This is a genomic window from Streptomyces sp. NPDC059828, from assembly GCF_042731955.1.
Classification (GTDB): domain Bacteria; phylum Actinomycetota; class Actinomycetes; order Streptomycetales; family Streptomycetaceae; genus Streptomyces.
Genome location: NZ_JBHWIW010000086.1, coordinates 1 through 11,824, shown reverse-complemented (window position 1 = coordinate 11,824; position 11,824 = coordinate 1). Strand labels below are relative to the sequence as shown.

At 72.9% G+C, this 11,824-nt stretch carries 7 protein-coding genes; 5 read left to right on the top strand and 2 right to left on the bottom strand.

The genetic code is table 11. The features are described 5' to 3' along the window. The 4 genes from ACFV6V_RS30640 to ACFV6V_RS30625 all read left to right on the top strand — a co-directional run. On the top strand, positions 1-3,225 hold a 3,225-nt coding region (locus ACFV6V_RS30640; RefSeq protein WP_385571105.1), incomplete at its 5' end, for an amino acid adenylation domain-containing protein. A 6-nt stretch (positions 3,226-3,231) separates the two neighbouring features. After that, the gene (locus tag ACFV6V_RS30635) at positions 3,232-4,533 is read left to right on the top strand and encodes an MFS transporter (protein WP_385571104.1); all 1,302 of its coding nucleotides are present in this window, start codon (positions 3,232-3,234) and stop codon (positions 4,531-4,533) included. Between the two features lie 65 nt (positions 4,534-4,598). Next, positions 4,599-5,411, top strand: coding sequence for a dimethylargininase (gene ddaH / locus ACFV6V_RS30630; protein ID WP_385571103.1), 813 nt, complete (start codon positions 4,599-4,601; stop codon positions 5,409-5,411). Positions 5,412-5,647: 236 nt separating this feature from the next. Next, entirely contained in the window at positions 5,648-5,869 is a 222-nt protein-coding gene (locus ACFV6V_RS30625) for a hypothetical protein (protein ID WP_385571102.1), read from the top strand. A gap of 67 nt (positions 5,870-5,936) precedes the next feature. On the opposite strand, the gene ACFV6V_RS30620 is transcribed toward ACFV6V_RS30625, so the two are convergent. Further along, positions 5,937-9,083 (bottom strand): BTAD domain-containing putative transcriptional regulator, encoded by a 3,147-nt coding sequence (locus ACFV6V_RS30620; RefSeq protein ID WP_385571101.1) that lies wholly within the window; start codon positions 9,081-9,083, stop codon positions 5,937-5,939. Between the two features lie 285 nt (positions 9,084-9,368). Between ACFV6V_RS30620 and ACFV6V_RS30615 the strand changes: the two genes are divergently transcribed. Further along, the gene (locus ACFV6V_RS30615) at positions 9,369-10,409 is read left to right on the top strand and encodes a hypothetical protein (protein ID WP_385571100.1); all 1,041 of its coding nucleotides are present in this window, start codon (positions 9,369-9,371) and stop codon (positions 10,407-10,409) included. Between the two features lie 107 nt (positions 10,410-10,516). Here the strand turns inward: ACFV6V_RS30615 and ACFV6V_RS30610 are convergent, their stop codons facing one another. Then, entirely contained in the window at positions 10,517-11,650 is a 1,134-nt protein-coding gene (locus ACFV6V_RS30610) for a pentapeptide repeat-containing protein (RefSeq protein ID WP_385571099.1), read from the bottom strand. Positions 11,651-11,824: the final 174 nt, after the last annotated feature.

The window sequence follows — 11,824 nt, the reverse complement described above, 5'->3', positions numbered from 1 at the left end:
GACGAGGCACTGGACGACCTGGTCGGTTTCTTCGTCAACACCCTGGTGCTGCGCACCGACACCTCCGGCGACCCGACCTTCGCGGAACTCCTCGGCCGCGTCCGGGAGACCCAACTCGACGCCCACGCACACCAGGACGTGCCGTTCGAGCGACTGGTCGAGGAGCTCAACCCGGCCCGTTCGCTGGCCCGCCACCCGCTCTTCCAGGTGATGCTGCTGCTCCAGGGCGGGGGCAGGGCCGGCACACCGGACGAGCCCGGTGAAGCGTCGCTCGACCTGGCCGGCCTGTCGGCCACCGTCGAACCGGTCGGCGGGTACGCGGCCAAGTTCGACCTTTCCATCGCCATGGGCGAGTCCTTCGAGGCCGACGGTGCGCCCGCTGGTCTGGAGTGCGCGATCGACTTCGCCACCGATCTGTTCGACCGGGAGACCGTCGAGTCCATGGCGGTCCGGCTGGGCCGCCTGCTGACCGCAGTCGCCGCCGGCCCCGAGCGGCCGATCGGCCGGGTCGACCTGCTCTCCGCCGACGAGCGCACGGAACTTCTAGCCGGTGGCGACGACCTGCCCGTGGACGCTCCGCTCCTGTCCGCCGCGTTCGAGGCCCAGGTGGCGCGCACCCCCCACGTGACCGCCCTGGTCGCCGGAAGCACCCGGCTCAGCTGGGCCGAGCTGAACGCCCGCGCCGACCGCCTCGCCCACCGCCTGACGGACGCGGGTGCCGGCCCGGAGTCGGTGGTCGCCCTGGCCCTGCCGCGCTCAGCGGAGACCGTGATCGCCCTGCTCGCCGTGCTCAAGGCCGGTGCTGCCTCGCTCCCGTTGGACGCCGAGTATCCGGCCGACCGGACCGCCGCCATGCTGGCCGATGCCGCTCCCGCGCTGGTCGTGACCGGCGAGGGGTGGCCACTGCCCGAACTGCTCGCCGGCCTGCCCCGCGTGACGACGGCACCTGCGGACGAGACGAACCATCCCGCCGAGACGGACACCGTCCTTCGTCACGAGACGAACCGTCGCGGCGAGGCGAACCGCGCCGTCGCACCTGCCGCCCGTCCCGCCACCGGCAATCCGCCGGCTCGCGCCACTGCCTCCGACGCCGCCTACGTGATCTACACCTCCGGCTCCACCGGGCGCCCCAAGGGCGTGGTGGTGAGCCATGGTTCGATCGCCGCACTGCTCGCCTCGCACCGCTCCGCGACGGGCCCGATCGGCGCGGCCGAGCGCGAGTGCGGCCGACGGCGCGTCGCGCTCACCGCCTCGCTCTGCTTCGACGCCTCCTGGGACGGCCTGCTCTGGCTGATCGCCGGCCATGAGCTGCACCTGATCGGCGACGAGGTCCGGCGCGACGCCGCCGCGCTCGTCCGGCACATCCGTGCGGAGTCGATCGACGTCCTGGAGGTCACCCCCTCCTACGCCGAACAGCTCATCGACGAGGGCTTGCTGGACGTCCCCGCGCTGTCGGGCACCCCGCGCATGGTGCTCCTCGGCGGCGAGGCGGTCGGCCAGTCCCTGTGGACCCGCCTCCGGGAAGCACCCGCGACCACCGCGCACAACCTCTACGGTCCCACCGAGTCCACCGTCGACGCGCTCACCCAACCGTTCGCGGCCACCGAGCGCCCGGCCATCGGCCGTACCGTCCTCGGCACCCGGGCCTACGTGCTGGACGAGCATCTGAACCTGGTCCCCGCCGGGGTCGCCGGCGAGCTGTACCTGGCCGGGGACAGCCTGGCCCGCGGTTACCTCGGCCGTCCGGCGCTGACGGCCGAGCGTTTCGTCGCCGACCCGTTCATGCCGGCTGGGCCCCTCCTGCCCGGTGGCGGGCAAGGAGGGAGGATGTACCGCACCGGCGACCTGGTCCGCCGTACCCGGGACGGCGGCATCGACTACCTGGGCCGCACCGACCACCAGGTCAAGATCCGCGGCTTCCGGATCGAACCAGGCGAGATCGAACACGTGCTGACCCGGCACCCCCGGGTCCTCGCCGCCACCGTGACGGTCCACGATGACGGCACCGCGGGGCCCCGGCTGGTCGCCCACGTCGTGCAGGACGGCCCGCTCGACCAGGCCGAACTGCGCGCCTTCGCCGCCGACTCGCTGCCCGGCTACATGCTTCCGGCCGCCATCGTCCCGATCGGCGCACTCCCCCTGACGGCAAGCGGCAAGGTCGACCGGCGCGCGCTCCCCGCCCCCGAGCTCCTCTCCTCGCCCACCGGCCGCGCGCCCCGGACGCCACAGGAGGAACTGCTCTGCGGCCTCTTCGCCGAGGTCCTCGGGCTGCCCGGCCCGGTGTCCGTCGACGACGGCTTCTTCGACCTCGGTGGCCACTCCCTCCTCGCGATGAAGCTGCTCAACCGGATCCGCACCGCACTCGGCGCCGACCTCGGCATGCGGGTGCTCTTCGAAGCCCCCACGGTGGCCGCCCTGACCCGGCACCTCGCCCGGACGGACGTGGCAGCCACCGACACCCACAGCGCCTTCAGCGCACTCGAAGTGCTCCTCCCACTGCGTGCCGGCGGCAGCAAGGCCCCGCTGTTCTGCGTCCACCCCGCCGCGGGCATCAGCTGGGTGTACTCCGGGCTGCTGCGCCACCTCGACCCGGACCGCCCGGTCCACGGCCTTCAGGCGCGCGGTCTGCGCGGGGGCTCCCCGTCCTGCGTCACCGAGATCGCCGAGGACTACGTGCGGCAGATCCGTGCGGTCCAGCCGGAGGGGCCGTACCACCTGCTCGGCTGGTCCTTCGGCGGGGTGGTCGCCCAGGCCATGGCCGTCGCCCTCCAAGAGGCGGGCCAGGAGGTAGCCCTGCTCGCCCTGCTCGACGGCCTCCCAGCCGACCCCACCCGGTACGCCGCCGGGGGCGGCACCCCAGACTCCGACGACCCGGTCGACACCCTCGCCGAGCTGCTCGCCTCGCTCGGCTACGACCCGGCCGACGGACGGGGCCAAGCCGACCTCTCCGCGCTGCTCGGCGAGGCCGCCGGCGTTCTGCCCGATGTCTTCGAGCAGCACCGCAAGCTGATGGCCGAGCACGTGCCCGGCCGCTACCGGGGCGACGCCGTCTTCTTCGGCGCCACCCTCGACAAGCCCGCCGACTGGCCCTACGGGGAGGCCTGGCACCCGTACGTCGACGGCCGCGTCGAGGAGCACCGCATCACCTGCACGCACGGCGCCATGACACAGCCGGAACCCGTCGCACGCATCGCCGCCGTGCTCGCCGAGAAGCTTGGAGCGTGACCCGCCATGACCACAGCCTCCGTCAAGCCGCCGTCCCCGCAGTCGCCCCCGGCCGACGCACCGCGGAGGAGCCGCTGGGGCCTCTGGGCGCAGGACAACTTCCGCAAGCTCTGGATCGGTGAGACGACCAGTGGCCTCGGCACTGCCGTCGGCAACGTGGCGCTCGCCCTGGTGGCGGTCGTCACCCTGGAGGCCTCGCCCTTCATGGTCGGCCTGCTGACCGCCTCCGCCTGGGTGCCGTGGCTCTTCCTCGGCCTGCTGGCAGGCGCTTGGGTGGACCGCTGGCCACGGCTGAAGGTGATGCTCGTCTGCGACCTCCTCCTGCTGGTGCTGTTCGGAAGTGTGCCGGTGGCCGGCTGGCTGGGCCTGCTGACCATGGCCCAGTTGGTGGTCGTGGCCCTGCTGGCCGGTGCGGTCAAGGTGTTCCTGTCCACCGCGTACAGCGCCGTGCTGCCCGCCTTGGTCGCCAAGCCGGACCTACTGGAGGCCAATGTCAAACTCCGCTCCGGGGACGCCGCCGCTGAGATCGCCGGCCCCGGCCTGGCCGGCCTGCTCTCCCAGGCGTTCGGCGCCGTCAGCGGTCTGCTCGCCGACGCGGTCACCTACCTTGTGGCGGCGGTCTGCGTGGGCACCATCAGGGCCGAGGAGAAGCCGCCGGCGGTCTCCGAACGGCGCGGACTTCTGCGCGAGATCGGCGAGGGAGTCCGGTTCCTGGTGCGCGACCCGTATCTGCGCACGCTGGCCAGCTTCGCGGCCGTCGGCAACCTCGGCCTCAACGGCATCCAGGCGGTGCAGACCGTGTTCCTGGTCCGCAGCGTGGGCGTGACGCCCGGTGGCGTCGGGGCGGTGTTCGCGGTGGTGTCGATCGGCGGTCTGGCCGGGGCGGCGCTCGCCGGAAGGATCGCCCGCCGCTTCGGGACGGCGCGTGGGCTGCTGCTCTGCGAACTGGTGGGAGCGCCGTTCATCCTCCTGCTCCCGATGGCGGGGGAGCGGCTGCCGCTCGCGGTGAGCGCGGTGGCCTGGTCGGTCGCGGTCTGCGGCGTGATCGCCGGGAACGTCATCGCCGGCAGCTTCTACCAGGCCTACTGCCCACCCGCGATGATCGGCCGGATCCGGGCCAGCGCCTCGACCATCAACTTCAGCGCCATCCCGGTGGGAGCCCTGCTCGGCGGCTGGCTGGGCGAGGTGCTCGGCGCCCGAACCACCCTCTGGATCATGGCGAGTGTGCTGCTCTCGGCCGGCGCCGTCCTGCTGGCCAGTCCGCTGCGTCGCCTGCGGAGCTTCCCCGAGCGTCCCGCGGTGTCCTGATCGCCCTCCCCGCAGTCCGGTTCTCCTCGCCCTCGCCGTCACCCTCACACCTCCCGGAGCCTCCCATGACCCGCGCCGCCCGCCCGCGCCGCTTCCTGATGTGCCGTCCGACCCACTTCGAGGTCAGCTACGCGATCAACCCCTGGATGAACCCGGCCAAGCCGGTCGACACCGGTCTCGCCGTCGCCCAGTGGGAGCGGCTGCACGAGCTGTATGTCGAGCTCGGCCACCGTGTCGACCTGATCGATCCGCTGCCGGGCCTGCCCGACATGGTCTACGCGGCGAACGGCGCCACCGTCGTCGACGGCAAGGTGCTCGGTGCCCGGTTCCGCGATGCCGAGCGTGCCGCCGAGGGCCCCGCCTACCTGGAGTGGTTCCGGGCCAACGGCTTCACCACCCACGACCCGGTCCACGTCAACGAGGGTGAGGGCGATCTGCTGCTGACGGGCAGTTACCTGCTCGCCGGGCGCGGCTTCCGCAGCGTCTCCGCCGGCCACGCGGAGGCGCAGGAGTTCCTCGGCCGTCCGGTGATCGGCCTTGACCTCGTCGACCCGCGCTTCTACCACCTCGACACCGCGCTCAGCGTGCTCGACGTCGACCAGATCATGTACTACCCCGGTGCGTTCTCGGAGGGCAGCAGGGCGGTGCTGCGGAGGCTCTTCCCGGACGCGGTGCTGGTGGAGGAGGCGGACGCCGAGGTGTTCGGGCTCAATCTGATGAGTGACGGCCTGAATGTGGTGCTGCCGGAGGCCGCGACCGGGGTGGCGGCCAGGCTGCGCGAGCGCGGCTTCCGGCCGATCGGGATGGACCTCTCCGAGCTGTTCAAGGGCGGCGGCAGTGTGAAGTGCTGCACCCTGGAGATCCGAGAGGCCGCCTGAACCGCACCCGGAGGAACGCCCGGTTGAACACCGGTCAGTGCTCCGGTTCGGCGCTCGGATCAACGCCCCGGTCCCGCCCGGCCAACGCCCCGATCAACGAAGCCGATCGACGCACGGTGCTCGTGCGTCGATCGGCTGTTGAACGCGCCTTGCCATGCTCGTCCCATCAGCCCGGAGCAGTCCGGGAAGCCCGGAAGAACCCCTTCCCACCAGGGAAGACGTCCCAGGGAGCAGTCATGGCGAAGCGTACGAACACCCTCGGTGCCACCCGGATCCGCCTGGCCGTCGCGGGCCTCGGGCTCAGCGCGGTGCTCGCCGTCGGCGCGGCCGGTACGGCGATGGCCGACGGCACCAGCGGCACCGAGCAGGGCGGGGGCGTCACCACGAACCAGAACGCCGTACCGGTCCCGACCCCCACCCCGACCGACGACAAGGACTGGAACAGCACCGGTTCCTGAGCCGCACCAGTGTGCGGTGCTGCGAGGAGAATCGTTTCTCCGTGGCTGCCGCCCAGGCCCCCGGCACTCAGGGGTCGACGAGCGCCGGCGCTGGTTCCTCCAGCAGCCCGCCCACCTCGGCGGCCTCCGGAAGTCCCAGCCGGGAGAAGATCTCGTACGCCTGCCGCAATCGAGCCCCCGCCTCGGCCCTGCGACCGAGGTCCGCCAGCGAGCGGCCCAGCACCACCAGCGCCTGTGCCTGGTCCCGTTCCGCCCCCAGCTCCTCGCAGAGGGCCAGCGCCTGCCCGGCGTGGTCGAGCGCCTCGTCGGCCCGGCCGAGCGAGCGCAGACTGTCCGCCAGCCGGTAGCGCGCGTGCGCGGCCCGGTCCCGCAGACCGGCTCCCGTCGCCACCGCCAGGCACTCCCGGAACCAGGTCACCGCCTCCTCGTGCCGCCCGAGCCCGTGCAACGCCAGACCCAGTACGTAGAGCGTGTACGCACGCCCCGGGTCGTCCTGCCGGGTCCGCAGTTCGGCCAGCACCTCGTGACAGATCTCCACGGCCTCCACCGCCCGCCCGCTGCGCACCCGTGCCAGCGCGGCGTTCACGGTCGTCACGAGGGCGCCGGAACGGTGCCCCAGTTCGTTCGCCAGCAGCAGTGCCTCGTCGTAGTGGTCCACCGCCTCGTCGAAGCGGCTGAGGAACTGGCAGATCAGGCCCAGGTCGTTGAGCGCCTGACGGAGGATCACCGTGTCGCCGGCGGTCCTCGCGGCGTCCACCGCCTGATGGGCAGCCGCCTCGGCCGCGTCCAGCCGGGTCGCCGCCAGGGCGACGTTCCCGCGCAGGAAGTGCGCACGTCCGGCAGCCCGGACGTCGCCGTGCCGCACCGCCACCTCGGCCAGCGCGTCGGCGGTGGCCGCGAGCTGACGGCTCGGAGGGGTGAGCACGAACGGAGTGAGCGCGATCAGCAGATCGATCGCGGCCCGCAACGCCGTCCCGTGCACGCCGTCCCGCAGCACCGCCCCGCCTGTCCCGCCCGCTCCCGCGTCCGCGGCGACCTGGGCTGCCAGTGCCACCGCGCCCGCACGCTCCGCCGCCGTCCACTCGCGGGCCGCGTCCCACCCTGCCAGCGCCACACCGGGGGAGCGCGCCGGACCCAGTGCGCCGGCTGCCGGATCGCCCGGCACCGCCTGCTGGAAGGCGGTGCAGGCCGTGGCCAGCAGGTGGTCCAGCAGCCGGTCCCGGGCCGCCACCGCCTCCCCGGACTCCGCCGTGGCGCCCATCGGGGAGGAGCCCACTCCTTGCACCGGGCGCCGCCGGGCGAACGCCCGCAGCAGGTCGTGGTAGCGATACCGTCCCGGGAACGGCGACTCCACCATCGCCACGTCCACCAGAGCCTCCAGCAGGTCCTCGGCCTCGTACTCGTCGAGGTCGAGCAGCGCCGCGGCGGCCGGCAGCCCGATGTCCGGCCCGTCCACCGAGGCGACCAGCCGGAACGCCCGGGCCTGGTCGACGGTCAGCTGGCGGTAGCTCAGTTCGAAGGCCGCCGCCACCGCGAGGTCGCCGATGCGCAGCTCGTCGATCCGCCGCCGCTCCACCTGGAGCCTGCGGCTCAGTGTCTCCACCGTCCAGCCCGGCCGGGCCGCCAGCCGGGCGGCCACGATCCGGACCGCAAGCGGCAGGTATCCGCAGGCCACCACCAGCTCCAGCGCCGCCTGCCGTTCGGCGGCCAGTCGCTCGGCTCCGATGGTGCGGCCGAGCAGGTCCAGCGCCTCGGACGGCTGGAACACGTCCAGGTCGACCTGGACGGTGGCCGGCAGCCCGGCCGGCCGGGTGCGCCCGGTGGTGAGCACCGCGCAGCCGACCGCCCCTGGGAGCAGCGGCCGGATCTGCGCCGCGTCCTTGGCGTTGTCGAGGACCAGCAACAACCTCCGCCCGTCCACCACGGACCGGAACAGCGCCGAGCGCGCGTCCAGCCCGTCCGGCACCGCGTCGCCGGACACACCGAGCGCCACCAGGAAGCCGCTCAGCACCGCCTCAGGATCGGCCGGCACCGGGTCGGAGCCGCGCAGGTCCACGTACAACTGTCCGTCCGGGTACGTCTCCCGGACGCGGTGTGCCACGTGCAGCGCCAGCGCCGTCTTGCCGACCCCTCCCATACCGACCACGGTGGCGATCACCAGCGCCTGCGCCGAGGGTGTGCCGAGCGCCTCGTCCAGCACCCGGACCGGCGCCGTCCGCCCGGTGAAGTCGGCGGCGTCCGGCGGCAGCTGGGCGGGCCGCGGTGGCGCGGCGGCGGGCCGGAAGGCGGCGCCGGACGCGCTTCTCTCCTCCTGCGGGTCCGGTTCGGCCGCCGGGACAGCGGCCCCGCCCCCGGAGCCGCCGGCGTCCGGGCCGCCCCGGGCCGGCCCCTTCTCCCTCTCGGGCTCCTCCGGAAGCGGCGCCCCCGTGCCGCTCTCCTTCATCGCCACCGGGCCCGGAGCAGCCAGCGCCGGATCGCCCTCCAGGATTCTCCGGTGCAGCTGGTCCAGCTCCGCCCCCGGCGCGACGCCCAGCTCCGCGAGGAACAACTGCCGCACCCCGCGGTACACCGCCAGCGCGTCCGCCTGCCGGCCAGCCTGGTACAGCGCCCGCATCAGCAGTCCGTACGCCCGCTCGTGCAGCGGGTGCTCGGTGGTGAGGGCGGTCAGCTCGGGGATGCAGCGCGAGTGTCGGCCGAGTGACAGATCCAGCCCGATCCGCTCCTCCAGCAGGGTCAGCCGCAGTTCCTCCAGCCGCTGCCGGTGTCGCTCAGCGAACGGTCCGGGGATGCCGGCCAGCGGTTCGCCCTGCCACAGTTCCAACGCCTCGTTGAGCAGGTCGCGGGCACGCAGCGGATCGGTTCGCGCGGTGCGCTCCGCCTCGGCGGCCAGCGCCTCCGCCTCCGCCGTGTCCACAGCGAGCTTCGGCAGGACAAGCCGGTAGCCGTCCCCCATCGACACCAGCACACTCGACGCGGGCTTTTCGGCCCCCGCCCCTTCTTCGCTCGCTCCCCCCGAGTCCAGTACCTTGCGCCATCGCCACGCGTAGGTACGCACCGTGGTCATCGCCGCGCTCGGCGGCTCCTCGCCCCACAGCGCGGCGATGAGATCGGTCGCACTCGCCGAGTACCCCGGCCGGAGCAGGAGCACGGCCAGCATCGCCTGTTGTTGCGGGCTACCGATCTTCAGCGCGGTAGCGCCCTTGTGAGCCCGCATCAGACCGAGTAACGAAAAACGGAGATCGTCCAAGTCAGCCCCCCAGCCGCCCCAGAACACAGTGGCCGCCCCGCTCGGCCCACATGTCCAATTTTGTGTCACCTTTTAACCACAGCGTCGCACTCGGTGTCGAGAGTCTGTTGAGCCTGTGGTGATCAAGGGTTGAACCCTGCCGTACAGAATCGCCGTGCCGCGGGCACGCCGGAGACGTTCCGGCACCGCCCGCCCGCCCCCCTCGGCCGCCGGTGGCGCCGGGCCTGACCATACATTCGGAGGCGGACGTCCGTGAACACCGCTCTGCTGTACCGGCTGCTCGAAGCCGACCCGGCTGCCGGGCCGGCCGAACTGCTCCACCGCGCCCGGGTCGGCCACCACCTGCCCCACCTGGTGCTCTCCGCCCTGGTTCGCGACGGCGTCCGGATGGGTGAGCCCGCCCGTGCCGAACTCCGCCGCGCCCGCGACCGGGCGGCCCACTACACCCGCCTCGCTGCCGACCTGGCTCGTTCCACCGGCGTCCGCGCCATCCGAGGCCTCCCGCTCGCCGGCTACTACCCGGCCGGCCTGCTCCGGCCGCTGGACACCCTCGATCTCGTCGCCCCCGACGAGGCGGCCCTGTGGCAGGCCGTCATCCGTCTGGTCACCGACCACCCGGTGGAGCACATCGACGTCTCACTGATCGGCGACGGTCCCCACCACACCGCCGTCACGGTCCACTGGCCCGCCGAGGACCCCCTGGTCGACCCCTGGTACCGCGTCCATCTCACCACCGCCGCCCTGCCCGGCGACGGCTCGGCCGTGCCCGTCCGGCCGTACCTGGTCGCCGACGAGCAGGTCGAGTGCCTCATCGCCCTCGCCGAGACCCGTCTCCACCGGCCCGCCCTGCCCCCCGGTCCCGTCACCCTCCTCGACATTGCCGGCCTCGCCCGCCAGCCCTTCGAGCCCGCCGAGACAGCCGCGGTCCTCGCCGCCTACCGCCTGGCCCCCGAGGCCGCCGGCCTCCTCGACCACGCCGCCGACCACCTCCCGCTCGGCCCCCTCGCCGCAGTCCGCGCCGAACTGGCTCCCCAACTCGCCCCCGAACACCGCCGCCGCACCGAGTCCGCCACCACGACGCGGCGCATCCCCATCCGCCACGGCATCCTCCTGCGCCGCACCGTCACCCGCCACGCATGGGACGAGGCCCGCCTCTTCACTCCCACCCCCGACACGCCTCTGCTCCTCACGCCCGTCGCCGACTACCTCCTCACCCCGTCCCCGACCGCGGCCACCCCCACCAACCGCACTGCCGCGCTCCGGGCTCTCCACCACTGGGACACCGCCTGCTGACGCGGAGAGGCATGACGCCCAGACCTGTGCGGCCCGCTGCGCAAGGGCATCCACTGAGGCGGACAACCCATCAGGGCGACCGCCCGACAGACAACTCGATGGGCGCATCAAGGCGAACGCAGGGGTGGGACGCTCCTGGTGATCGCGGCGGCTTGCAGCAGAATGCTCGGCTCGGCGCCCGGATCCTCGACCATGACGACGCCGGCCGCCTGGATGTCGAAGTCCGTCGGCCAGATGGTGGCGTCGCTTGCCAGTGCGCCCTCCAGGTTCGCTCGTGTCAGGTCGGCGCCGGCGAGGTCGGTTCCTCGGAGATCAGCCCGTCTCAGGTCCGCGCCCGCGAACTTGGCGCCATGGCCCCGCGCCTTGCGCAGATTCGCCTCCCGCAGGTCGGCGTCGGAGAAGTCGGCGTCGCTGAAGTCGGCCCTGACCATCCGAGCGCCGCGCAGGTCGGCTTCGATGCAGCGGCACTGGTGGAGAATCGACGTTCCGAGCTCCACGTGGCGCATGTTGGCCGCGATCAGCGAGGCCTTGGTCAGGTTGACCTTGTAGATACTGGCCGCTTCCAGGCAGGCGCCGTCGAAGTTGATGTGGTGCAGCCACAGTCCGTCGCAGTCGGCCCGACGCAGGTCGGTGTAGCTGACGTTGAGCCAGTCGGGCCGGCGTTCCTGGCACAGGACTCCGAGGCCTGTGAGCGCCACCTGAGCGTCCGGGGCACGGGTCTCCAACGGAGGCACGGAGTTGATGGAGACTTCCGTCGCCGGCGAGTCCTGCCCTGGCGGAGGCCATGGCAGGTGGGTCCGGAGGAATGCGGCCTTGATCGAGACGACCGTAGCCCGGTCATGAGCCGAATGGTCCGCGATCCGCCACAGCGCATAGAGGCCGCCGATCCGCACGTCGGTCTTCTCGCTGCCGAGCTGGTCGACCGCCCTGCTGAAGCGGTCGGTGATGTGTCCTTCCCGGGTGGCGTTCAGCCCCTCCTGGTTCACCCTCAACTGCCGCCAGGTGGCGTAGGCGCCGAAGAGGACGACGGTGCCGGCGACCGCCTGCACGAGTGTCGTGCGTACGTTGTTCACAGCTCCGAGCCGTTCAGCGGCCGAGATCTCGGCCCCGCCGAGATCGCGCTCGACCACCAGCCCCGGGAGCACCACCACCACTACGGCCAGGGTGGCGAGCACGGCGACCACTGCTGCCACCGCGAGAAGTGCGGAACCGGCCCGGCGCCGGCGAGCGGCTCCCGCCATGCGGCGGCCACGAGATCCCCCTGTATCCATGGGCGCATGATCGCAGGGCGGCACGGAAGTCGGTGTGCGCATCCGGTCAGAACCAGCCTGAGCAGCTGACCGTGGTGACGCCGCGCGAGCAGATCCGGGATCGGTTGTGGGCAGTGCGGCGAGGCCTCGGCCGGTGGTGACACC